This is a genomic window from Psychrobacillus psychrotolerans, assembly GCF_900115805.1.
GTDB classification, from domain to species: Bacteria; Bacillota; Bacilli; order Bacillales_A; family Planococcaceae; genus Psychrobacillus; species Psychrobacillus psychrotolerans.
On sequence record NZ_FOXU01000004.1, the window covers coordinates 110439 to 136114 of the forward strand.

Here is a 25676-nt window from a genome sequence, read left to right on the forward strand (position 1 = left end):
CATTGAATGTTGCAAATATAGGTATTATTTTTGATGAAGTTAATGCAGAGAAAAATTGGGCGAATGGCAGCAATGTATTTGAGAATTTTTTGTTTGAAATTTTAGATCACTTTAGACTGCCTTATAAAAAAATAAATGAAATAGATGAGTATAGTGACTTTGATCTGTTAATCGTAGGTCACACGAGTAATAGTGTAGCGGCAAGCGCAAAAATATTAGCATATGCTCATGCTGGTGGAACGGTAGTTTCTTATGGCGGATTGGATGCTATTCGAAGTAAATTAGGGTTTGCTAATATGTTTTCATCTAGTAAAGGTTATGCAGATTTATCTGCTTTTTTAAACCAACCTACCCCTTTGCGTTTTCTGGATGCACAGCCGTGGATTCAAAAAGGTAATTTAGAAGTGAAGGAATTTGGAACTGTAAGTAATGAGGCAAATACATGGCAGGGAGCATCTGCGCTACAAAAAATTCAATATGGAACAGGAACGATTGAACGTTGGTCCATCCCGATTCCTCAGACAATAGTGGGATTACAGCAAGGAACGAAAGCCGTAGTGGAGGATGGGACACCAGCACCGGATGGTTCGGCAAATTTAGATGAGGATATCCTAAAAGCAGAGGACGGCTTTGAACTCGATTGGGTTTTGGATAGAGCGTTTACTGAAAGTGGAATGCCTTATTTCCCACATCCATATGCTGATCTTTGGAAAGAAGTAATAATGGAGCATCTCATAAAAATTGCACTAGGAAAAGGACTAACACTTCCATTTCTGGACTTATGGCCCGCTGGTGTAGAGCATGTGGCAATGATATCCCATGATAGCGATTTAAATGTAGATGAATCTGCTCAAATTACTTTAGATACTTTGAAGGCTGCAGATGTACAGACTACATGGTGTATGATTGCGCCAGGATATAGCCCATCGATATACGATCAAATAAAAGAGAATGGCCATGAAATCGCCCTCCATTATAATGCTTTAGAAATGGAAGACGGGGTATGGTCCGAAGAAACTTTCCATTCTCAAAAAGAGTGGTTAGAAAAAACGACAAGCACGGCCCAAATTGTTTCGAACAAAAACCACTATACACGTTTTGAGGGTTGGGGCGAGCTCTACGTTTGGTGTGAAAATAATGGGATACAAGTGGATCAATCTAGGGGTCCAAGCAAAAAAGGAAATGTTGGGTTCTTATTTGGAACATGTCATCCATATTTTCCGATTGCTTGGGCAGATGAAAAAAATAGATTATATGATGTTCTAGAAATTGGTTTCTTAACTCAGGATTTAAATCACAACACACTATCAGATGTGAGTGTTATTCAACCATTTTTAAATGGAGTAAAACTCGTAAATGGCGTGGCACATTTTCTGTTCCATCAACATCATATTTACAACCAGCCAAAAGTAAAAGAAGCTATTATTCAACTAATCACAACTGCTAAAGAACAAGGATTTACATTCTGGACTAGTAAACAAATAAATGATTGGGAACGAGCACGTCGTTCTGTAACAATTGATGGTACTAGTCGTTCTGGTATAAAGGTAACTAGCCTAGATGAAGAAAGTGATTTTGTGTTACTCATTCCTGTAGCTGATAATGTTGAATCTGATTTGGTAGTGAAACGATTCGGTATTTGTTGTAAGCAAGTTAGAGTGAACTGATCCTAATATGGGGGGCTAATAATGGGAGATAATATACTAGCATTACATGGTGGCCCAAAGGTAAAAATGACACCCTTTGGAACAGGCAAACGTTTTGGATCAGATGAAGCAAAGGAATTACTAGAGGCACTCGAGCAAAATACATTATTTTATCACTTTGGCAGTAAAGTAAAACAGTTTTTACAGGATTTTAACGATCTTTATAATGTAAAATACAGTGTCGCGACATCCTCTGGAACAGCAGCACTTCATGTTGCACTTGGAGCAGCTGGTATATCAGTTGGAGATGAAGTAATTACAAGCCCTATTACTGACCAAGGAACGGTGGTTGGAATTCTCTATCAAAATGCTATACCCATTTTTACTGATTTGGACCCCTATAGCTATACTATGTCTGCTGAATCTATCGAAGAAAAAATAACAGCAAAGACGAAGGCAATAATAGTTGTGCATTTAGCCGGCAACCCATGCGATATGGACCCTATCATGAAACTCGCCAAAAAGTATAATCTTAGAGTAATAGAGGATTGTGCACAGAGTTATTTAACTACTTATAAAGGGCAACTTACTGGTACAATTGGGCATTACGGATGTTTTAGTACAAATGATTTCAAGCATATTTCTACGGGTGACGGAGGAATGGTAACCGTAAACTCAGGGGACGAAACAGATTATTTTACGACGCATGCATTTGCAGATAAAAATTATCGAAGACAAGAAGATACTGTGATGAAGGATTTAGAATACTTAGCGCCGAATTACCGTATGACAGAGTTACAAGGTGCGGTTGGAATTGCACAGTTAAAAAAGCTTAACTGGATTTGTACAAGACGCAATGAGTTAGGGGGACGCTTACAGCAAGGAATCGCTACCATTAAAGGTATTAATCCAATGAAAATTACCGGTGAAGGTTGGTGTAGTTATTGGTTTTATATGCTAACTTTAAATTTGGAACAGCTTACATGTACACGAGAGGAATTTTCGGAAGCTTTAGCAGCAGAAGGAATTCCAAACCAACCTGGATATATTCCGAAGGTGTTATATGCACAGCCTATATTTCAAAAGGAGCAGGCGTATTTAAATAGCCATTATCCATTTAATCTAGGTTCCTATGATTATTCCATAGGAAGCTGTCCAAACGCCGAGAATATTTTAGAAACGGCCATTCGATTAAATATAAGTGAATTCTATACAGATCAAGATATAGAAGATATGATTATAGCCATCAGCAAAGTTGCTTCCTATTATAGTAAGTAACTAAGTGTGGAAGGAGGGTCACCGTGCGCGATAATTTATTTGCAGATTACGGGATCCCCGTTTCAGCAGAGGAAGAAAGAACTGCTGCTATATGTATGAATTCAGAAGGTGACTATAGATTTGTGATTGCTGCGAAAGGGTTTGTTATTATTGTCAATTTGGAAACCGACGATGTAAAACAAGTATTCTTTCCGGAAAACAATGACGAATATCCTTATGCCTCCTTTAGTAGCAATGGATTATTTTATACTGGTGCAGCAAATATGTTTATGGTATTGGACCCTTTTAAGGAACAATTTATTCATTATAGTGTGATTGAAAATGGGGAAGAAATTGTAGGCTTTAGCTTTGCGGAGGACTTAGCAGGTAATATTTATTTTACTTCGTATCCGCACTGTCATTTACTTAAGTTTTCGCCTCCTTCTAAAGAGGTTATAGATTTTGGTAGTATGGACCTGACCGAAAAGTATCCAGGAACTGTTGCGATTGATCAGACAGGATGGGCATATTTAGGCATTGGAACGGAAAATAAAAATATAGTTGCCTATCATATAGAAAAAGGTTTGAAAAAAGGCCTTATTGAAGGACCGCAAAGGAAAAAAGGAACTGGATTTGTCTATCTAGGAGAAGATGGATCTGTATACGGACATATAGGAGATACCAGTTCTCCTGAGAGGATGAAGTTCTCTAATGGTGACTTCGAAACTGTCGCTATAGAAAAACTACCTCTTTCTTTATATGCAGGTACTGCATTTCAACGAATTCATCGCTATAAAGAAGGAAACTATCGGGTAGAGAAATACACCCTTTCAGAAGGTTTAATTGAACTTATCCATAGAGAAACAACACAAACTAAAAAAATTCAGTTTAGCTATACTTCCGATGGAGCAAAGTTATCAACCATTTACCTTGGCTCAGATAACAATATTTATGGTACTTCCATGCATCCACTACAATTTTTCCAGTTTAATAGTTCCACGAACACAATGACTAATTTTGGTGGAGAGGTTATTGAAAAAGGAGGAGGCGGGAATATTCCAGCCTATGCTTCTAGTGGGAATTTACTTATTGGAGTCGCATATGCAGGTGGAAAGCTATATGAATTTGATACGACGAAGAAGTTCAAAAAGAGTGAAAATCCGAAGTTGGTATTACAAGAAGAGAGTATCCATCGACCTCGCTGCGCAATTACTCTAAAGGACCAAGAACATATTGTTTGGGGAGGATTTCCTGGATATGGAATGGTCGGAGGATCATTAGGTATCTATCATATGAAAACGGAAGTAAATCTTCTGCTGACACATGAACAATTAGTAGAGAACCAAAGTACGATTAGCCTCGGACAATTGAGCTCTGGAGATATTCTGGGTGGAACGAGTATTGAGACACCAGGGGGAGCAGAGTCACGAGAAAGAGAAGCACGTTTATATGTATTAGACTGGAAGACGCAAAAGGTAAAAAAAAGTTTTGTTCCAATTCAAGGTGCTCGGGAAATTGCTCAAATTTTTGTGGACCAATTTAATCGTGCTCATTGTCTAACAGATCAAAGTATCTATTTTGTATGTGATCCATCTACCGAACAAATACTTTTTCAAATAGATTTATCTAACTGGGGGCAAATTGTACGAAATAGTTTTGCTTATGATGTAACGACTAATAAGCTCTTTTGTCTTCTAAGTGAGACATTGCTTCGTATAGAGATCCAAGAGAAACGGTGTGTAGAACCCCAAGTTATTCATGCTCTACCAATGAGTGCAAGTAGTGGCCTTGTACTCAAAAACGATCGAATCTACTATGGTAGCGGAAGTCATTTATGTAGTATTCAAACTAGCGAAAATTAGAGGAGGGATGAAGACCATCTATACAATAAAAGCGATTGAAAAAGACGGAGCCCAACCGTTATTACAGAATATAGGGAATATAGACGACTGGCATGAAAAAAGATCAAAGATACACCAAGATTGGTTAAATTGTATTGGTGGTCTTCCTCCTTTAGTTAAACCAGAGATGAAGATTAACTCATGGGAGATCTTTACCGATTATTACCTGATCAACATTTGCTACGCTACAGTTTTTGAAGACTGGGTACCTGCCAATCTTTTAGTTCCGAAACTACAACAAGTAGAAAATTTAACGTCCAAAAGTGATGTACTTTTTTTACTTAACTGCACGAATAGCAAGCCGTTTCCAGCAGTGATCGCTCTCCATCCGACGAGCGATAATGGAAAAGATGATATATGTACAACAGCGGGAAGAAAGAATAGACAGTATGGATTGGAGCTTGTAAAAAGAGGATATGTAGTCTTAGCTCCAGATACGATAACTGCAGGAGAACGCGTTTTACCAAACGACAATCCTTTTCAAACAGCGACATTTGATAAGAAACACCCAGAGTGGTCCGCGGTTGCTAAGATGATTATTGACCATCAACAAGGTATTAGCTTACTAGAAGAACTTAGTATAGTAGACAACACCAACATTGGAGCTATTGGGCATTCGTTAGGTGGGTATAATAGCTTCTTTCTAGCTGGAATTGACAGAAGGGTTAAAGCAGTTGTTTGTAGCTGTGGATTCTCTTTGTTTGCACAAGATCCAGAACAGCATCGGTGGGGCAGAAGAGAGTGGTTCAGCCATATTCCAAAGATTAGTGACTATATAAATGAAGGAATTGTACCATTTGAGTTCACTGAAATAGCTGCTCTAGTTGCTCCGACTCCGTTATTCATGTGGATGGGCCAAAATGATCACATATTTCCTCATTGGGAATCTGCAGCCAAAGGGTTAGTGGAACTTAACACCTTATACGAATGGATGGAAACAGGAGAACGCTTTACATCATTAATAGGAAACTCTGGGCATGACTTTCCATCTGAGATTCGTCAACTGGCCTATAGCTTTCTAGATCAATGGCTTAGTTAAAGTAGTCGTTCAAGTTTTCAAAGCAAATATGCTATCCTAAATAAATATAAACTAATCAATATGGTAGGGAGTTGAGACAATTGCTAAAACGGAAAAGTGCATTTGAAGATCGCTATAACAAGTTCATACATGAATTAAAAAATGAAATTATTTCGGGAAAGTTAAAGCCTGGAGAATTCATTCTCCCTGAAAATACATTAAGCAAAGTATATGACTTAAGTAGAGTATCTATTAGAAAAGTATTGGCAGAGCTAGTAGATGATGGCCTTATCGAGAAGATACCTGGAAAAGGAAACCGGGTAACTATTCCAAATGATACGCAAAAACAAACAATTACTTTAGGATGGTTTTCACATTCTTATGAGTTAGAAGTTGTTCATAAAATTATTGAACGATTTGAGATGCTCAACCCGTTCACGAAAGTAAATCTACAATTACTACCTAATAGTCAATATGTTTATAATCTAAAACAATCTTTGAAGCATGAGAGCGGACCAGATGTATTTATATTATCTGATTATCATTTTCGGGAACTAATGGATTCCAATTCATTGGATATCATAGATCCCTACTTACCGTATTTTATAGAACCAGAAAAAGATAGTTATAAACAAGTATTTGAAATGTTCACTTACGACAAGAAAATTCCTGTAACACCTTTGGTATTCTCTCCAGTGATGATTTGCTATAATCGACGAATGTTTGAAGAGGCGGGAATTGCAAAGGATTTCAAAATGGAAAACTGGGATGATTTATTAGAGTTAGCAACCCGAACTACGAAGGAAATGGATAGAGAAGGCATGATTAACGAATACGGCTTTTGTTTTTCCTCCTCTACGAATCGTTGGCCGGTTTTTCTTTTGCAGAATAAGGGTAGTTTCATGGCAACCGATAGATCTAAATCCGTTATGAACAGTAAAGAAAATATAGAAGCATTGAATTACTGTGCTGATTTAATGTATAAGCATCAAGTTTCTCCAATTTTCTCTCATGGGAGTAATGAACTTGCCGAAAATCTTTTCATGCGAGAAGGAGCAGCAATGATTTTGACTACTTACTATTTTATGAATGAATTTAGAGATCATAAAATTGAATGGGACGTTGTTCCGCCTCCTCAAAATGATGCTCAAGGAACATTAATCATAGGAGGAGCTTTAGGGATTAGTGCAAATAGCAAAATAAAAGAATCTGCTCAAGCATTTGTTCAATTTATGGTAAGTACAGAAGCACAAACATTACTCAAGCAAAATGGTTGTACGATTCCAATGCTTCGCAAAGTTGCCGAGGATAACCATCTTCTGCAATCAGGCATTCATCCTGAAAAGTATAATGCTTTTAAAGAAGCTATGGGATTCTCCAAGACAATGAAAGACCTTCATCTCACCATTGAGGAGACTGAACTAGTAGAACGAGAGATGCAATTTTTCTGGGCCAATATGGAAAAGGCAGAGGATACGTGTAAACGAATTGAAGAACTTCTAAATTCAAAACAAGCGGTAAATAACGTTTAAACCTATTTGAAGTTCATCCATTCTCAAAGGAAATATGTTTTTAAAGAGGTGATTTACATGGAACTAACTGGTTGGAGAGGTTCACTATATCATTATATGGATTGGGCATTAAAGCTTGCATATCTCAATATTCTTTGGTTAGTAGGGATAATCATTGGTATAGGAATTGCAGGTTTTTTTCCCTCAACCGCGGCAATGTTCTCTGTAATTAGGAAGTGGACCCAAGAAGAGGAAGATATAAAGGTATTCGCTCATTTTAAAAACGAATATAAAAAGGAATTTCTTCAGTCCAATAAATATGGCTATTCCTGGGCAGTTCTCGGAGTAATAATATATGTAGATTTACAGTTCTTCCGTGGCATTCCTACTATTTGGGCATTAGTTATTTCTTTGTTCTTTTTTATACTTGGTGCCATTTATATAGTTTCTTTACTGTATGCATTCCCTGTTTACGCTCAATTTCAATTAACTATAAAGCAATACTTTAAAAATTGTTTACTCATTGTCCTTTCTAATCCATTATTTTCTGTATTAATGGTCTTAGGATTTTATTTCCCCTATTATTTAATGACTAAGGTTCCAGGGTTAATACCATTTTTCGGAGGCAGTCTTATAAGTCTAGTGTTAGTGATTATTTCTAATAGAATGTTCGAAACATTAGAGAAAAATAATAAGAAGTATATAGAAGAACAAGAAATAAAATAGTAAGTGTTTAATATGTACAAATCAAATTATTATAGAATACATGTATATTACATGTACTGAATGGAGTTAAAAGAAAGCAGGAATTTGAAAGGGGAGATTAGTTATTGAAACTAAAAGTCAAAAAAATTGACCCGCTAGATTCACCTTTAGCAGTATCAAATAATATCCCGATTAAAAGAAAAAAGAATTCCTTGAAAAGTAAATTATGGCGGGATCGCTATTTGTTACTACTAATCTTCCCCGGAGTTCTATACTTTCTTATTTATCGTTATATACCAATGGCAGGAATACTTTTAGCATTTAAGGATTATAGCCCGTTTCGAGGATTCGCAGAGAGTCCGTGGGTAGGGTTAAAGTATTTCAAACTAATCTTTGAAGATGCAGAAGTTATTCAAGTTATATGGAATACGTTACAAATTTCTATGCTACAAATCTTTTTTGCTTTTCCTATCTCTATAGTACTTGCCTTAATGCTGAATGAAATTAGAAATCAAGTTTATAAAAGGTTTCTCCAATCAATTGTGTATTTACCACATTTCTTATCCTGGGTAGTCGTAGTTGGGATAACTGTTATATTTCTTAGGAGTGAAGGGTTGATCAACGGAGTTTTAGTAAATTTTCTGGATCTCAATCCAATTCCGTTTTTAACAGATCCCACTTTGTTCAAACCTATAGTCATTTTACAGGTTATTTGGAAGGAATCAGGATGGGGTACTATTCTTTTCTTAGCTGCATTATCTGGTATAAGTCCACATCTATATGAGGCTGCTGTGATAGACGGAGCAAGTAGACTGAGACAAATGTGGCATATCACTTTGCCAGCTCTTAAAAGTACAATTGTCATCTTATTAATACTTCGTTTAGGAAATGTCATGGATAGTGGGTTCGAGCAAATCTTTCTAATGTTGAATCCTTTCAATATGGAAACAGGAAATGTATTAGATACGTATGTGTATTTTAAAGGGATCCAGCAGGCTAACTTTAGTTTTGCCACAGCTGTTGGGCTATTTAAAGGAATTATAGGTTTAATACTTGTTGTACTTGCCAATAGACTTGCGAAGAAGTTTGGCGAAGACGGCTTGTATTGAAGGACTTATAGATTTTGGTAGGGGGGTAGATTATGTTCAAATCTTCTGGTGGGGAAAGGGTAATGGAAATCATTAATAACATCGTTTTGTTATTAATCGCTGTAACGATGCTCTTTCCCTTCCTTTACATTTTTTCTGTTTCATTTTCAAGCGTAAGTGATGTACTCAATAGTGATTTCCTTTTATGGCCAAAGGAATGGGTGACAGACGCCTATTCGTATATCTTAGGGTCGGACCAATTTATCCGTTCTTTAGGAGTAACCGTTTATATTACTGTGGTTGGAACATTTGTTAATCTAGTGTTTACATCAACGATGGCCTATTCTTTAACAAGAAATATTATTGGACAACGATTAATCTTGTTCTTAGTATTGTTTACAATTTTATTTTCTGCGGGAATGATTCCAACTTATATAATTGTGAAAGAAACTGGATTATTAAATTCGTTATGGGCATTGATCATACCAGTGGCGATTAGTCCTTTTAACTTAATCATCATGACTCAATTTTTTAAAGGAATTCCAGAGGAACTAACAGAGGCTGCCATTATAGACGGGGCCAATGATATTCAAATTTTTACTAAAGTGATTTTACCGTTATCTAAGCCTGCTTTGGCAGCATTTGGTCTGTTTTATGCAGTGGGTCATTGGAATAGCTACTTCTCGGGAGTGCTCTACTTGAATGATCCGTCGAAGTGGCCAATACAAGTTATTTTACGCCAAATTGTTATTGTAAATGAACCAAATGCTGCACTGGGCGGTCATGCAGCAATGTTAGAGGCTTTACCTCCTCCAGAAACGGTTCAAATGGCGGCAATTTTGTTGGCAACCTTGCCAATACTTATTGTTTATCCGTTCTTACAAAAACATTTTGCAAAAGGAGTGATGCTTGGATCTGTAAAGGGTTAGTAACTAGAAATTTGTCTGTACTACTGTTTTACGAAGCCTTACAATAAGATAATTGGAGGGGTTAATGTGAAGAAAAAGCACAAAATAATTAGCTTTCTACTTCTTTTCCTAAGTTTTATGTTAGTTGCATGTACGGATGAAAAAACAGATGAAAAAGCAACTGTGGACGAAGGAAATGAAACAGCAGGAGAAAAAGCACCAGTTACACAAATTGATCCATTTGATCATTCAGAGAAATATACAATTACGGGGATGACATTCCGTTTTGGTGATCCACCTCCCTTAAAAAGTCCTGGTTTAGATATGATAAATGAGCGATTTAACGTAGATTATAAACCAGAGATTATCCCACAAGGTGATTATGTGGAAAAATCATCTGCCATTGTAGCATCAGGTGCTATGCCAGATTTAATTGGATTTCAAGCTGGCGATACCCGTTTTTATCAGTGGGCAGAAGATGGAGCATTTCTACCTTTAGATGACTATTTATCACATTATGCAACGTTAGGAAACATTCCAGACTATATTTATAATTCTTTTAAAGTAGATGGAAAGATTTACGGCATTCCACGTTATTCTAATCCATATCCTGTAACGCCAATTATTCGTCAAGACTGGTTAGATAAATTAGGAATGGAAGTTCCAACAAATTACGAAGAGTTAGAGAAAATTGCCATCGCATTTACAAAAGAAGATCCAGATGGGAATGGTAAGGACGATACGTATGGGGTAGCTATTGGAGAAAATATTAACCCAAGTTTTAATATGGGAACTTACTGGGACTTCAATTCTTGGTACCACCAAAATGATGATGGTGATTTTATCCCTGGTATCATTTCGGATGGAAGAAAAGATTTAGTTCAATTTTTTGCTAATTTGTATAAAGAAGGCGCGATGACAAAAGACTTTGCAGTACTTGATTGGGCTAGTACTAATAATGAGTTTTACTCTGGTAAAGCAGGAATTTTCGTTGCTGGTGTTTCAGGAATGTCACAGGAATACTTTGATGGATTATTAGCTATTAATCCAGATGCAAAGCTTGTAGCAATTCCACCATTTGAAGCACCTGATAAATCGAAAGGATTTACAATGGGTTCAGGTAACTCAGGTATTCTTGCATTAAATGCTAATCTTGCTAAAGATGAGGGTAAAATATACCGTGCATTAGAGTTAGTAGACTTTGGGAAAACATATTTCCCAGCTGAGGAAAAAAATCCGCAAAATGCGGACTTTGATTTCTATTTAGGTAAAGAAGGAACAGGTTATAATATGGAAAATGGATTACCTGTTCAAGTTCCGACATTCTCTTCTGAAGGACTTTCTCCGTCAACTTATTTCCTAGATAACAGAGAACAGGTGCCTGAGGATGCGAAGATTACCTATTCAGATAGCTATACATTACCAGAATTGAAAGAGATGACCTCGTCATTACAAGAAATGTTTGAAACGACCGATTTATATGTGGATCCTTCTCATGGAGTGCAATCCCCAACAAACCAAGAAAAGGGTACGGATCTATTTCAATTCTTAATCAATGAACAATCGAAAATGATTGCTGGCCAAAGACCATTATCAGACTGGGACGCACTTGTTAAAGAATATTTAGCAAAAGGCGGCGAAGCAATCATTAAAGAGACAAACGAAGGAATTAAGTCAAAAGGTTATACAGAAAGAGAATGGAAGTAATAAGAATATAGCCTGTTCGCTCATGCGAATAGGCTATTTTTATTTTTGTCTTTGTAAGTTAGCACTGCTGATACCTTTACATGTGGACTCTTTCTAATATATTCATAGTCCATTCGAAAAGACTATAGTTTAGAATTCCTCCTTCCCTATTTAAAGACATATTAAAGACATGTCATAAATTCTACTCATAAGTTAATATAATAATAGAGTATTCAGAAAATTAGTGAGGGAGGAATTTGTTTGGTAGTTCAAGGGGAATCAGTCTCAACAAAGGGTAACGAGAATATTAAAAAGAAAAGTATATTTAGTTATCTTGGGCCGGCTTTAATAACTTCTGCATTAGTTTTAGGTCCCGGAAGTGTTACGCTTTCATCGAAAATCGGTGCTATATATGGCATGCAATTGGTTTGGACGATTATTTTAGCCATTGCTTTAATGATGGTGTATACAGAAATGAGTACTCGAATAGGTTTAGCTGCTGAGCATAGTTTCATACAAACAATTAAGAAAAAGTGGGGGATACCTGCAGGCATACTAATTGGGATCGGGGCATTTCTAGTTACGGCTTCCTTTCAGGCCGGTAATGCAATCGGTACAGGTATCGCTGTATCAGCAGTAACTGATATGAATCCTACAATTTGGATTATTATCTTTACTTTAATATCCATTGCGCTGTTATTTGCAAAAAAGTTTTATCAAATTCTTGAAAAAATGATGCTTGTATTGGTAGTGATTATGTTGCTAGCATTTTTAATCACTGTAATAGTAGTCCAACCATCTATTGTTGATATATTTAAAGGATTTATACCAGTGTTACCTGAAGGTAGTATGGGGTTAGTCATTGCATTGTTTGCTACAAGTTTTTCTATAGTAGGTGCCTTATATCAATCTTACTTAGTTAAAGAGAAAGGCTGGAAAATTACAGATGCTGCAAATGGTCGAAAGGAATCGTTTTTAGGAATCTTTCTATTAGGTTTTATATCTTTTCTAATAATGATTACAGCCGCTACAATTTTAAAGCCTCAAGGACTTGTTGTGAGTGATGCAAGTGAAATGGGTCTGGCGTTAGAGCCACTTTTCGGGAGCTGGTCTACTTTCGTATTTATGCTCGGATTGTTTGGCGCTTCTTTTTCTTCCCTCATGGGAAATGCCACAATTGGTGGATCCTTACTTGCTGATGGCCTTGGTTTAGGAAGCAGCTTATCGAATTTGAAAGTGAAGCTCCTCATTATTGTCGTGATGCTCTTCGGTTCTATTATTGGTATAGTATTTGGCTCTGCTCCATTAAATCTAATTGTATTTGCACAAGCCGTCACCATATTTGTAGTACCTTTTATCGCAATTGCTATTTTAGTAGTGGCTAATGATAAAAATATTATGGGGGAACTTAAAAATAAACTATTAAGTAATATCCTAGGAATTATTGGGCTACTCGTTCTAATTTATTTAGCATTTAATAATTTGAAGAATATCTTTTTCTCTTAATGAACAGGAGGGTTTCAGTTGAAAACAGTCGAAGAACTAGAAAACTTAATGACCGAGCCATCGGATGCATTGGTAGAGGATATGCGTAAAATAGACGGAAATATTTTGATATTAGGTATTGGAGGCAAAATGGGACCGACATTAGCTATTATGGCTAAAAGAGCGATTGATAAAGCTGGAGTAGACAAAAAAGTGATTGGTGTATCTCGATTTTCCAATGGCACCTTAAAAGAAGATTTAGAAAAAGCCGGAATTGAAACAATTTCCACAGATTTATTAAACGATGAGCAATTGAAACTTCTTCCGAAAGAGAAAAATATCATTTATATGGCAGGCAATAAATTCGGGACAACTGGAAATGAATACTTTACTTGGGCAATGAATACATATTTGCCTGGTAGAGTAGCAGAGCACTTTAAAGGAGCAAATATTGTGGCTTTCTCTACTGGAAATGTTTATCCACTGGTACCACTTTCACAAGGTGGCTGTGATGAACTGCATGAGGTTGCTCCAGTTGGTGAGTATGGTCAATCCTCTCTTGGTAGAGAAAGAGTGTTTACTTACTTCTCTCATAAAGATAATACGCCACTAACTGTTTTTAGATTAAATTATGCAATTGATATGAGATATGGCGTATTACTAGAAATAGCTCGTTCTGTATATAACGGAATTCCTTTGGACTTATCGATGGGTCATGTAAATGTTATTTGGCAAGGTGATGCAAATGAATATGCAATTAGATCATTGTTAAGAGCTAGCTCTCCTCCTACTATTCTTAATGTAACAGGACCAGAAACATTATCAGTTCGATGGCTTGCAAATGAATTTGGAACGTTGCTAGGAAAAACTCCGGTTTTTGAAGGAGTAGAACAAGAAAATGCATTATTAAATAATGCCAGTAAAGCACATAAGGAATTTGGATATCCGCGTGTCTCCATAAGAGAGATGATTGAGTGGACAGCAACGTGGGTAGCCAACGATGGAGAAACGATTAATAAACCGACGCACTTTCAGGAACGGAAGGGGCAATTCTAAATGTCTTTAACACCAGAATTACAAAAACATTTACAAGATGGAGCCTTTATCCCAGCTCACCCTTTAGCCTTGACAAGGGAGAAACAATTAGATGAATATGCCCAAAGAAGATTGACTAGATATTATATGGAGGCTGGTGTAGGTGGAATTGCAGTAGGCGTTCATACAACTCAATTTGAAATTAGAGATCCACAGTTTAATTTGTACGAAATTGTTTTACGGTTGGCGATGGAGGAAGTTGAAAAAGCACAGTTACAGCGTCCGTTCCTGAAAATAGCAGGTGTTTGTGGTAATACGGAGCAGGCTTTAAAAGAAACGAAAATAGCTAAAGCGTTAGGCTACGATATGGTACTTTTAAGTAACGGCGGGTTACAAGATTATTCGGAAAAGGAACTTATTGATCGAACTAAAGTTGTTGCAAATGAGTTACCAGTGTTTGGTTTTTACTTGCAACCTGCTGTTGGAGGAAGAATCTTCAGCTATAATTTCTGGGAGGAATTTGCAAGTATTCAAAACGTAGTAGCTATTAAAATGGCGCCTTTTGATAGGTATTTAACATTGGATGTAATTAGAGCTGTGTGTGCTTCTCCTAGAAGAGATGAAATTGCACTTTACACTGGAAATGACGATAATATTGTTTTGGATTTATTGACAATGTATGAATTTGAAGTAGATGGTAGGAAGGAGAGCAAAAGCATAGTTGGTGGTCTCCTAGGTCATTGGTCGGTCTGGACTCACGAAGCCGTGAGGCTTTTTGAGAAAGTAAAAGAAGCTAGGCTTCATAGTCAAATAGATAAGCACTGGTTTTCTATTGCACAAAATGTCACAGATGCGAATTCAGCATTCTTTGATTCTAAAAATAGTTTCAAAGGGAGTATTGCTGGGATCAATGATGTCCTGAGCAGACAAGGTCTACTGCAAGGAAATTGGTGTTTAACTGACCATGAAGTTTTAAGTCCAGGTCAAGCAAAAGAAATCGACCGTGTTTATGCAACGTATCCACAGTTAAATGATGAAGTTTTTGTACAGGATTTTCTTCGTAGTGATAAAGAATAATGAACAACGGAAAGGACACATTGCTAATTATGTGTCTTTTCGTGGTGGAATGGAGGAAGGGGAATGAAAGCACATTTAAAAGTAGGAGTGATTGGTCCATTATGGATTTATGACACATTAGTACGTTGTTTTGGGCTTTTTCCAACCATTCAGCCGATATTTCGTTTGTCTGATGAAATAGAGAATGCTAAAAAGTTCACTGTTGAACTAGAGGACAAAGTGGATTGTTTATTTTACTCCGGACGAATTCCATACTTGTTAGCAAAAGAAAAAGTATCAGTGGAAATTCCAACATTTTATATACCCTTAAAAGGAGCAGGTTTATACCAATCGTTGTATAAATTGAAAAGTAATATGAATTTTACTCAAATAAGCTTTGACGGAATTCAAAATGATTATATTGAAATTGTAAAAAAAAATTTAGAAGAAACGTTTAGTTATGACAATTATAGTGACTTAGTTTCCCTAGACAACATAGAGGATATTGTTAACTTTCATATGGAGAATGTAGAAAAGAATTCTGGTACGGCTGTAATTACAAGCTTAAGATTAGTAAGTGAACGTTTGACGAGTAATAATATTGTAAATGAATGGTTAAAGCCCTCTGAAGAAGATATTATTGTCGCTATCGAACGAATGCTATTAGGGACTACTCAGCGAAAACAAAAAGAAATGCAAATTATAGTGGGGCGAATTTGTATAGAAAACTTGACTATGTTAGCATCAGAATTTATGACCGAGCAACAAATTCAAAAACGAAACCATACTACATACCGAATGCTCCTCCATTTTGCTGAGCAAATGAGCGGTTATTTGACGGCATTAAGTAGTACTGAATACTTGTTTGTTACAAGCCGGGGAATATTTGAAAGAGTCACTGAAGGTTATAAAGTATTGCCAATTTTAGATGAGTTAAAGAAAAAAATAGGTGTCACCCTTTCAATCGGAGTAGGCTTCGGCTTTTCTGCATTAGAAGCTGGATCTCATGCAAGAGTTGCACTTATGCAAGCTCAAGAAAACGGAGGTAATAGCTGTTATATCGTGAATGAGGATAAAAGTGTATTTGGACCAATTAACTTAATAGCCCCTATGAAATATCCATTAACAGTGACCGATCAACTATTAATACAACAATCAGAGGCAGTTGGTTTGAATGCAGCAAACATTGAAAAGACGATGGCGTTAATAAGAAGAAAAAAGAAAAATGAATTTACCGCTCATGAGCTCGCTTCGGTATTAGGAATTACGCCAAGGAGCGCGCATAGAATTGTTCAATCTTGGCTAGATATCTCTTTAATAGAAGTGATTGGTACAGAGAAAATATCGAGAAGAGGTAGACCACGGCAAGTTTTCACTCTACTAAAAAGTGAGGAAGAGAGATTATGAAAATAGGTTTAATAGGTTTGGATACATCCCATAGTGAGATTTTCACGCGATTGTTAAACGATTCGGAGGACGCTCATCATGTAAAAGGTGCTCAAATAACACATGTTATTCCAACTTACTCCGAAGACTTACGCATCAGTCGGGAACGTTTCCCTCAATACTACGAAATCGTCACCAATAAATATGGAGTTATTCCAGTTGAAGATGTAGAAGAGTTTATGACGGTCGTTGATGCAGTAATTATCGGAACGGTAGATGGTAGAAATCATTTAGAATGGTTAAAAAAAGTGGTTAGTTATAGTAAACCAGTATTCATCGATAAACCGATTGTCATGAACAGTGGGGAAATGAAAGAATTAATCAATCTTAGTAAAATTTATAATACCCCTGTTATGAGTTCCTCCTCTTTGAGATTTTCAGAATCAGTTGTACAAGCAAAAAGTGCAGATATCCAGAGTGGCTATTTTTTTGGACCGACCCCTCGTCAAGAACAAATGCCAGGATACTTTTGGTATGGGATTCACTTAGTTGAAATGGTTGTCACTATATTTGGTACCGAAGTTGAAAAAATGAAAGTAGAGACATATAAGGATTGCGAACAAATTCACATGACATTTTCTAACGGAAAACACGCCATCATTCGAGGAGAAAACGAGTGGCATAATCGATTTGGAGCAACTCTGCATACCAAAGAAAATGTTCATTCCTTACGTTTATGGGAAGAGGAGAAACCGTATTACGCAGGGCTAATAGAGCAAGTCGTACAATTTTTTGAAACTGGCGTATCCCCGGTACCCATTGAGGAGACGAAGGAGATTGTTGGGTTACTCGAGGAGATTTCGTCCCTGTGTAGCAAACAATTCTGAATGTTTTTAAATATACTTACTTTAGGTATAGTCCATTACACTCTAAACGTTTATACTAAATGGTAGATGGTGGTAATGTAGAAAGTAGGTAGATATAATGGCATCGATTGATCGCGAACTTTATGAATACATTCTTGTAAATTCAAGTAATATTACAACCAAATGGTTTACCGCAAAATGTGATTTTGACAGCCCTTTTTATTCTAATAATTTGAATCCTGAAATAGACAAAGTTTTAAAAGAACAGCATGCATTAACAATTAGTACCGTAGCTTATGCTTTTTTGGAGGAAGAACACGGCTTTCAGGAGCAACTTTTAATATGGGCTGAAACAGTAGCCCAAAGTAGAATTGAACATAATATACCGATCCATGACGTCATAAAGGCGCTAAATAAAACGCGTGAAACAATATGGCTATTTGTGGAGAACTTTGCATTTGCGCATCATGATGATTTGCTCAATACCGTTGTGTTGAAGTGGAGTCGCTTGTTTAATACCGCATTCGATCAACTTATTCATAGTTTTTCGGAAAGGTATTACTATCTATCTAACAATAGATTGAATGCCCAACAAGCGTTGATAAATGAACTTAGTGTACCAGTCATACCAATTTTAGAGAGTGTCGGAGTTTTACCTATAGTAGGAGATATCGATACATTTAGGAGCAGGTTATTATTGGAAAGTGTCCCTAATACATGTGTGGAAATGAATATAGACAAACTTTTCATAGATATTTCATCGGTCACGTTTATGGATACAATGGTAGCAAATGAATTATTCCGTTTAATAGATGTACTTCAATTGCTTGGCATTAAGACTGTCTTATCTGGTATTCGACCTGAAGTGGCGCAGACTTCGATTCAACTTGGAGTCAATTTCGGGAATATTTCTACTTTTAGTTCATTAAAGCAAGCCTTGTTAAGGACTGGAGTTTATACTACTAGTGGAACTAGTAAAAAATAGAAGTCTAAAAAATAAAACACTTACAGGAGAGGTCTGTAAGTGTTTTTTTATGTCCCTGTGTAGCAAACAAATCTGAATGAAAAAAATAACGAGATTTAAGTATTAATAAATCTATTAATTTAAACCAATTATACTAGTATAAAATACTAATATATAATTTTGAATTAGGTTCAAAAGATATGCATTATATTTAGTAAACTAATACTATTTTACAATCTTTTGAATAATTAGAAATTTCGGTATTCGCACTAGTTTAATTGTGATAAATTGGTATTGTCACACTTAATTGGAAGTGTGAAAACTCAAGTTAAAGGGGAAATGAGATTTGAAGAAGTTTAAGTTTACGAAGTTCTTTAGTAGTATGCTAGCTGTGATTATGGTTTTATCTCTATTGGTTCCATTCTCAAATGCTAGTGCTGAAGAAGTTAAACCATTCAAGCAGAATGGTCAAAGTGAAAGTACTATTCAACTGAAGGCTGCTATAGCGGAACAATTGAGCTTATCTAAAGATGGCCCAACCCTTCATGAAAGTTTACAAAATGTGTCAGGCAATCAAGATGTTGCAGTAATTATTCATTTATCCGAAAAGCCTGTAGCACTAGAACAAGGAATTAGCCAAGTGAAAGGCAACAAATTCTCAAATGCGCGCGCAAATCAGGTCCGTGCAAATGTAAAAGCTCAACAAGCAAAAGTGAAAAAAGAACTAACTGTTAAACAGGTTCAATTAAAGCAAGGATATACGTTTGATACAGTATTGAACGGATTTGCAGCAACAGTTAAAGCAAGTGACATTACGAAACTATTAACTGTAGAAGGAATTACGTTAATCGAACCAGATGCTACTGTTTATGCATCAGAAGAAAGTACAACTAAATCTTCCGGTCTTATAAAAGATGAAACATTAGAAGCACAAATGAATACAAGTGTTTCCTTCCTAGGCATTGAACAGCTATGGGATGAGGGAATTGAAGGACAAGGGGTTAAAGTAGCGGTACTTGATACAGGTATTGATGCGGATCATCCTGAGTTTGCTGGTATTTATAAAGGCGGGAAGAACTTCATTCCAAACTCATCTACTTATGCGAAAAATCGTGCAGATGATGATGCTTCCGAGACATTACCTTCGGAACGCCCAGCGGGAACACCTGAATTTAATACAACGGGAAGTTCATTTTATACATCACATGGCACACATGTAGCCGGAACAATAGCAGCAATTGGTGCAAACGAATTCGGTATTAAAGGGATTGCACCTAAAGTAGATTTATATGCTTACCGTGTACTTGGTGCGTATGGTAGCGGAGCGACTTCAGGAATAGTTAAAGCAATTGAAACAGCTGTAATAGAAGAGATGGATGTTATTAATCTATCACTTGGTGGTGGAGCTAACTCTGAAACGGATGCAGGTTCATTTGCGATTAATAACGCGATGATTGCTGGAACTATTGGAGTAATTGCAACTGGTAACTCTGGTCCAAATCGTGGAACAATGGGAACTCCGGCTACTGCACGTTTAGGGATTGCAGTGGGTAACACAACGAATCCTGAAACAATGTATAACGGACAAGTAAATCTTACGGTTGGAGATTACAACTTAACGAAACAACTACAATTAATGGGCACAACATTTGGGCAAAATTTAGCAACACAACTACAAGGTGAGTTTGACCTAGTTGAAGTACCTGGGCTAGGGGAAGTAAAAGATTTTGAAGGAATTGATGTCAAAGGGAAAGTAGCTTTGATTGCTCGTGGTTCTATCGCATTTGTCGATAAAATTGAAAATGCAAGAGCGCAAGGAGCAGTTGCTACAATTATTCATAACTCAGCGACAGGATCAGGTGCGCCAAATGCATCAGGTACATTCCTTGGAGATTCATTTGCCTTCATTCCGACATTTGATATGTCCTATACGGATGGAATGGCAATCCGTGCGGAATTAGCAAAAGGAACAGGTAAAGTAAGCTTTGGTCAGTTTGCATCCACAAAAACACTTGGTGACGATGTAAACGATTCTAGTTCACGTGGACCATCTACACCAAACTTTGATATTAAACCAGATGTAAGCGCACCTGGAACAAATATTATGTCTACTATTCCAATGTACAAAAAAGATTTCCCTGAGGCTGTTTACGACGAAGCATATGATCGTAAAACAGGAACTTCTATGGCAACACCACATATCGCAGGTATTGCTGCGCTTGTAAAACAAGCAAATCCTGATTGGAATGCTTTTGATGTAAAAGTAGCACTTTCCAATACGGCTAAAATATTGGATACAAATAAGTATGATGTATTTGCTCAAGGTGCAGGTCGTGTAAATGCGTATGCAGCGGCACATCCAGAAATTCTTGCGTATGCATTAGATACGGCTGTATTAGATAGCAATGGAGCTATTGTGGATAACGTGAAAGGAACAGTTACTTTCGGTCCTCAATCATTGAAAGATGGTAATATTTCCGTCACAAAAGAGATTTTAGTAAAAGATATTGCTGGTAAAGGTGGAAACTATAACGTCTCAGTAGATGTAACCAAGTCATTTGGTGACGCAAAAGTGACGATAGACAAACCGACATTCAATCTTGCTGGAGAGCAAGTGTTAAAAGTTACATTGACAGCTTCTAAAGCAACTGCACCAAATGGTTCTGAAATACTAGGATATATCCATATTAACGGTGGTAATTCAGAAGTTTCCTTGCCATTTGCGGCTGACTTTGGTGGAGCAGAGGCAACACAATTAAAAGACTACAAAATTTCAACAACAGATTTATCCTTTAATGGTGACGGAGTTCAGGATTCCGCAGTTCTTTCGTTTACATTAACTGGTGACGTAACAACAAACTATATCGAACTTTGGGATATTATGAATCCTGAAGGTGGGGAATACGGGGATGGCTATATTGGTTACTTACATTCAGGTTCCGCACTAGCAAAAGGATCTTATAACCTGAATATTGCAGGACAATATAAACCGTGGGGCACAGATCCAGCAACTACTATTCCTGATGGCTTATACACTATAGACTTCACTGGTGTTGCAGCTTCTGGAGTTGTGCAAGATTATGTTGGACCAGTTATCGTGAAAACAACAAAACCAGAAGTTGCTGGAACAGTAACTGAAGGCGTTGCAACTGGTCAAGTAACAGACAAATATATCGATTATAATGAAAAACTATATTTGTATGGATTAGATTATAATTTAAATGAGAAATTAAAAGCTTCCTATATTACTACTGTCAATGGTGAAGCAACTGCACCAGTAGCGTTTAACTTGAACCAAGACGGTAGCTTTACATTCCCAGTAACAGCTGACACAGATTCAGTAAAAGTAATCGTTAAGGATGCTGCAGGAAATGTCGGCGAAGCGTTAATTTATGAAAAAGAAATAGTAGAACCAGTAATAACTCTTTCTATTAATCCAACTACGCTAGAATTAACAGCTGGAGAAACATCTCAACTAACTGTGACAGAAACATCTACACCTGTAGAAGGTGATGCAACTGATAAAGATGTAACTTCAGATGCTACTTATACAGTAGCAGACGAAAGTATCGCTACAGTTAAAAATGGAGTAGTAACTGCAGTGGCAGAAGGTACGACAACAATTACAGTTTCATATGGTAAAAATGAAGTTACTGTAAATATTACAGTAAAAGCACCTGTCGTTGTTGAACCTGTAGTAACACTAACTATCGACCAAGATCAGGTAGAAACTAGACCTGGCAAGGAAGTAAAAGTGAAAATTACAGAAGTTACAACTGTAGATGGTAAGACAACAGAGAAAGACGTAACGAATCTTGCATCATACAAAGTTGAAAAAAATAATGTGGCTTCCGTAAATGCTGGAGTTGTAAAAGGTAAAGGCCCTGGTGAAACAACAGTTACCGTAACATATGGTAAGCATACGCTGACATTCGATGTGACTGTAGTAAACCCGGGAAAGGGTAATAATAAGTAAAATACATTAAAAGAAGCAGCCCTACTCGATAGAAATGTTGAGTAGGGCATTTTTTTGTCCCTGTGTAGCAAACAATTCATAAATTACTGTATTTAGGACTAACTTCTGTCTTTAAAGGAGCAACTATATCACTTTGATGAGAAGAGATAGTTAATTGTCAGAATAGTTTGATACACAGGGAACAATGGAACATCAGGGATGATTAAGCAATAGTATTCGTTTTTCCTTTAGACAGACTACCAGCCTTTATTTAATCTTTGCATGGATTTATTTTTATAATATTTGTCCATGTAACTTGCTATCCGGAAAAGTTATTGAGATGTGCTTTTAAGTCGAAATGAAATCGCTTACAAAAGGTAGTAAGAAAATTCATACTATTTAATAATAGGGTAGGGTGATAGCATTAGTAATAATAAATAACCGAAATGAAGAGGGTGGTTAAAATAGTAATAAATCAAACATTAAAAACGAAAAATAAATCAAATGTGAAAAAAACACCAATGACTAAATCGAATTGGGTTGAAAAAATTCCTAGTAACTTGTGGGTTCTAATATCACTAGTTGTCGCTATTTTCATTTGGACCATCCTGTCTATAATACCGAATACTTCTAGAAGTTTTCCGAACATTTTCTATGTTTCAGAGTCTGTTGTAACAATGATGCAACGGGGAGTATTTTGGAGTGATATTGCGAGCAGTCTAATATCTGTTTTGGTTGGGTTCTTGATTGGGTTTGTTATTTCTTTACCAGTAGCTGTACTGATGGCATGGTATCGGCCTATTCGTTTTATAATTGAACCTTGGATACAGTTTGTTCGGAATATCCCCCCTTTAGCGTATGTTCCGTTGGTTGTTATATCGGCTGGGGTTGGACGCACTCCACAGATTATTGTCATAACAATTGCTACATTTTTGACAATGTCTATTACAATTTACCAAGGGGTACGTAATATTGATCCAACTTTGATCAAGGCAGCGAGAGTGCTTGGAGCAAAGGATAAAGATATATTCTTGAAGGTCATTGCTCCCGCTTCGCTCCCTTTTATTATGACTGCAATTCGTCTTGGAACAGCAATAGGGTTAACTTCTTTAATCGCAGCCGAGTCTACAGGGGCAAGTGCAGGACTTGGAATGAGGATAAGGGCATTAAATAATACTTTCGAGGCGAGCCCGATGCTACTTTACATTATAGTCATTGGTGTAATTGGATTAATATTTGAGCGTTTAGTGAAACTGCTTGAAAGGAGATTAACAGGATGGCAGGAGAAGAGAGAGTAGTAAAGTTAAAGATTGATAATGTCCGGAAAGTATACAACTCGCAGAATGGCGAGGTTATTGCTTTAAATGGTGTTAGTCTCGATATTTATGAAAATGAATTTATTACAGTTGTAGGGCCGTCTGGTTGTGGGAAGTCAACTTTGCTTAATATTATTGCTGGATTAGAAAAGACAACTTCTGGAAAAGTTTTCTGTGATGATCAAGAAATAATGGATACAGGAACTGAAAGAGGAGTAGTTTTTCAGCAGTATGCGCTATTTCCATGGTTAACGGTGTTGGGGAATGTGAAATTTGGATTAAGCCTGCAAGGTATGAAAAAAGAAAAAGCAGACGAAATAGCCATGAAATATATTCGAATGGTGGATTTGGAGGACTTTGTAAATTCTTATCCGAAAGAGTTATCTGGTGGTATGAAGCAACGAGTTGCAATAGCTAGAGCGTATGCAGCGAATCCAAGTGTTCTATTAATGGATGAACCATTTGGTGCTTTAGATGCTCAAACTAGAACACAGTTACAGGAAGAGCTGCTACATACATGGGAAAAAGAACAAAAAACCTGCTTTTTTATAACCCATGATGTAGATGAGGCGATTATTTTAGGGCAACGAGTAATTATTATGAGCGCAAGACCTGGGCGTATTAAAGAAGTAGTAGATATAAATATTCCATATCCTCGTAGTCAGGAAACGAAAATTACACCTGAGTTTTTAGAGGCAAAGAATTATATTTGGAGTCAAGTATACAAAGAGTATTTAGAAGTTAGGAAATAAGGATACACCACTAATTCTAAACATAGGGAGGAAAGAAGATGAGGAAGTTTTTAAGCATTATAGCTATTGCACTATTCGGCTTTATGTTAGCGGGGTGCTCGGAAGATGAAGGAACTAGTGAGGCAGAGGGCAAGGAAGCAGACAAAGTTAAAGTAGCATATATGCCCAACTATGCAAGCTTAAATACGGTAGTTGCTGGTATGAAGATCGGTGCCTTCGAAGAGCAAGGAATAGAAGTTGAGCTTGTTGAATTTGCAGACGGACCTACAATTATTGCAGCTTTGGAATCTGGAAGCATTGATGTAGGATATATCGGACCTGGTGCACATGTACTACCTATTCAAGGAGAAGCGGAGATATTCGCATTTTCTCAGTTAGGAAATGCTGATGAAGTTATTGGTAGTTCTGAAAAGGGTGTAAAAACTATTGAAGATTTAAAAGGAAAAACAATTGCAGTAGCAACGGGGACCTCAAGTGAAACAATTTTAGATTTAACGCTTGCAGAAGTAGGTTTAACAAAAGATGATGTGACATTGATGAATATGGATGCGTCAGCTATAGTAACAGCGATGATTTCCGGGAGTGTAGATGCAGTTGCTACTTGGTCTCCAAATACGAATGCGATTAAAAACGAAATGGGTGACGATGCCGTCATGCTTTCGAATAACGCTAGATACGCTGACCAATTTCCATCCATTGCATCATGGTTAGTAAAACCGGGTTACGCCGAAAAGAATGAGGATGTATTGGTGAGATTTACTAAAGGGTTATACAAAGGTATGGATTATCGAGTGGATAATTTGGAAGAGGTAGCGAAGTGGGTTGCAGAAGAAATTGCTGTCGATCCAGATGCTGTAGTACAACAAATTGGAGACGGGGAATGGATCACTCAAGATCAATTGATGACAATGATCGAAGATGGCACTTTAGAAGCATACTATAAAAAACAACAAGAAAACTTTAAGGACGCTGGAAGATTAAAAGAAGAAGAGATGCGACCAGTAGAAGAATATGTATTATTTAATATTATGACAGATGCGGCAAAATAAAGTTATATATTTAGAAGATTAATTAAGTTAGAATTATCTGAAAGAATATTACAAAAGGTTATCCTTTACCAAGATAACCTTTTGTATTTAGT

19 protein-coding genes are annotated in these 25676 nt (G+C 36.8%); all 19 read left to right on the forward strand.

The annotated features are described in order from the left end of the window. Positions 1-2: 2 nt before the first annotated feature. The 19 genes from BM260_RS09810 to BM260_RS09900 all read left to right on the forward strand — a co-directional run bounded on the left by BM260_RS09810 (position 3) and on the right by BM260_RS09900 (position 25584). On the forward strand, positions 3-1667 hold the full coding sequence (locus BM260_RS09810; RefSeq protein ID WP_093537176.1) for a polysaccharide deacetylase family protein: 1665 nt from the start codon (positions 3-5) through the stop codon (positions 1665-1667). 21 nt (positions 1668-1688) lie between these two features. Beyond that, on the forward strand, positions 1689-2924 hold the full coding sequence (locus BM260_RS09815) for a DegT/DnrJ/EryC1/StrS family aminotransferase (protein ID WP_093537177.1): 1236 nt from the start codon (positions 1689-1691) through the stop codon (positions 2922-2924). A gap of 23 nt (positions 2925-2947) precedes the next feature. After that, positions 2948-4765 (forward strand): ligand-binding sensor domain-containing protein, encoded by a 1818-nt coding sequence (locus BM260_RS09820; RefSeq protein WP_093537178.1) that lies wholly within the window; start codon positions 2948-2950, stop codon positions 4763-4765. Positions 4766-4772: 7 nt separating this feature from the next. Then, the gene (locus BM260_RS09825; RefSeq protein ID WP_175496258.1) at positions 4773-5843 is read left to right on the forward strand and encodes an alpha/beta hydrolase family protein; all 1071 of its coding nucleotides are present in this window, start codon (positions 4773-4775) and stop codon (positions 5841-5843) included. Positions 5844-5923: 80 nt separating this feature from the next. After that, positions 5924-7354 (forward strand): extracellular solute-binding protein, encoded by a 1431-nt coding sequence (locus BM260_RS09830; protein WP_093537179.1) that lies wholly within the window; start codon positions 5924-5926, stop codon positions 7352-7354. A gap of 57 nt (positions 7355-7411) precedes the next feature. After that, a complete protein-coding gene (locus BM260_RS09835; RefSeq protein WP_093537180.1) occupies positions 7412-8059 on the forward strand; it encodes a YesL family protein in 648 nt (215 codons plus the stop codon). A gap of 164 nt (positions 8060-8223) precedes the next feature. Beyond that, complete coding sequence (locus BM260_RS09840) at positions 8224-9147, forward strand: ABC transporter permease (protein ID WP_407691711.1); 924 nt, start codon at positions 8224-8226, stop codon at positions 9145-9147. A 32-nt stretch (positions 9148-9179) separates the two neighbouring features. After that, the gene (locus BM260_RS09845) at positions 9180-10055 is read left to right on the forward strand and encodes a carbohydrate ABC transporter permease (protein ID WP_093537181.1); all 876 of its coding nucleotides are present in this window, start codon (positions 9180-9182) and stop codon (positions 10053-10055) included. A gap of 66 nt (positions 10056-10121) precedes the next feature. Next, complete coding sequence (locus tag BM260_RS09850; protein ID WP_245762686.1) at positions 10122-11741, forward strand: extracellular solute-binding protein; 1620 nt, start codon at positions 10122-10124, stop codon at positions 11739-11741. Between the two features lie 240 nt (positions 11742-11981). Further along, a complete protein-coding gene (locus tag BM260_RS09855) occupies positions 11982-13226 on the forward strand; it encodes an Nramp family divalent metal transporter (protein WP_245762687.1) in 1245 nt (414 codons plus the stop codon). Positions 13227-13244: 18 nt separating this feature from the next. Continuing rightward, positions 13245-14261, forward strand: a complete 1017-nt coding sequence (locus tag BM260_RS09860; RefSeq protein WP_093537183.1) for an NAD-dependent epimerase/dehydratase family protein — start codon at positions 13245-13247, stop codon at positions 14259-14261. Further along, positions 14262-15317, forward strand: a complete 1056-nt coding sequence (locus BM260_RS09865) for a dihydrodipicolinate synthase family protein (protein ID WP_093537184.1) — start codon at positions 14262-14264, stop codon at positions 15315-15317. It abuts the gene before it with no gap. A gap of 63 nt (positions 15318-15380) precedes the next feature. Next, positions 15381-16703 carry a GGDEF domain-containing protein gene (locus BM260_RS09870; RefSeq protein WP_093537185.1) on the forward strand — a complete coding sequence of 441 codons (1323 nt, stop codon included), beginning with the start codon at positions 15381-15383 and terminating at the stop codon, positions 16701-16703. Beyond that, a complete protein-coding gene (locus BM260_RS09875; protein ID WP_093537186.1) occupies positions 16700-17569 on the forward strand; it encodes a Gfo/Idh/MocA family oxidoreductase in 870 nt (289 codons plus the stop codon). The genes BM260_RS09870 and BM260_RS09875 overlap by 4 nt, the downstream gene beginning before the upstream one ends. A gap of 97 nt (positions 17570-17666) precedes the next feature. Beyond that, positions 17667-18533 carry an STAS domain-containing protein gene (locus BM260_RS09880; RefSeq protein ID WP_093537187.1) on the forward strand — a complete coding sequence of 289 codons (867 nt, stop codon included), beginning with the start codon at positions 17667-17669 and terminating at the stop codon, positions 18531-18533. Between the two features lie 325 nt (positions 18534-18858). Further along, positions 18859-22488, forward strand: a complete 3630-nt coding sequence (locus BM260_RS09885) for a S8 family serine peptidase (RefSeq protein WP_093537188.1) — start codon at positions 18859-18861, stop codon at positions 22486-22488. Between the two features lie 425 nt (positions 22489-22913). Then, on the forward strand, positions 22914-23765 hold the full coding sequence (locus BM260_RS09890; RefSeq protein ID WP_245762688.1) for an ABC transporter permease: 852 nt from the start codon (positions 22914-22916) through the stop codon (positions 23763-23765). Then, a complete protein-coding gene (locus BM260_RS09895; protein WP_093537189.1) occupies positions 23744-24535 on the forward strand; it encodes an ABC transporter ATP-binding protein in 792 nt (263 codons plus the stop codon). The genes BM260_RS09890 and BM260_RS09895 overlap by 22 nt, the downstream gene beginning before the upstream one ends. Positions 24536-24573: 38 nt before the next feature. Then, positions 24574-25584 (forward strand): ABC transporter substrate-binding protein, encoded by a 1011-nt coding sequence (locus BM260_RS09900; RefSeq protein ID WP_093537190.1) that lies wholly within the window; start codon positions 24574-24576, stop codon positions 25582-25584. Positions 25585-25676 lie beyond the last annotated feature (92 nt).

Bases quoted from the DNA above. Each gene is read 5' to 3' on its own strand.
- BM260_RS09900 (WP_093537190.1), top strand. From the start codon at position 24,574: ATGAGGAAGTTTTTAAGCATTATAGCTATTGCACTATTCGGCTTTATG.
- BM260_RS09870 (WP_093537185.1), top strand. From the start codon at position 15,381: ATGAAAGCACATTTAAAAGTAGGAGTGATTGGTCCATTATGGATTTAT.
- BM260_RS09835 (WP_093537180.1), top strand. From the start codon at position 7,412: ATGGAACTAACTGGTTGGAGAGGTTCACTATATCATTATATGGATTGG.
- BM260_RS09815 (WP_093537177.1), top strand. From the start codon at position 1,689: ATGGGAGATAATATACTAGCATTACATGGTGGCCCAAAGGTAAAAATG.
- BM260_RS09890 (WP_245762688.1), top strand. From the start codon at position 22,914: ATGAAGAGGGTGGTTAAAATAGTAATAAATCAAACATTAAAAACGAAA.
- BM260_RS09895 (WP_093537189.1), top strand. From the start codon at position 23,744: ATGGCAGGAGAAGAGAGAGTAGTAAAGTTAAAGATTGATAATGTCCGG.
- BM260_RS09845 (WP_093537181.1), top strand. From the start codon at position 9,180: ATGTTCAAATCTTCTGGTGGGGAAAGGGTAATGGAAATCATTAATAAC.
- BM260_RS09825 (WP_175496258.1), top strand. From the start codon at position 4,773: ATGAAGACCATCTATACAATAAAAGCGATTGAAAAAGACGGAGCCCAA.
- BM260_RS09875 (WP_093537186.1), top strand. From the start codon at position 16,700: ATGAAAATAGGTTTAATAGGTTTGGATACATCCCATAGTGAGATTTTC.
- BM260_RS09880 (WP_093537187.1), top strand. From the start codon at position 17,667: ATGGCATCGATTGATCGCGAACTTTATGAATACATTCTTGTAAATTCA.
- BM260_RS09865 (WP_093537184.1), top strand. From the start codon at position 14,262: ATGTCTTTAACACCAGAATTACAAAAACATTTACAAGATGGAGCCTTT.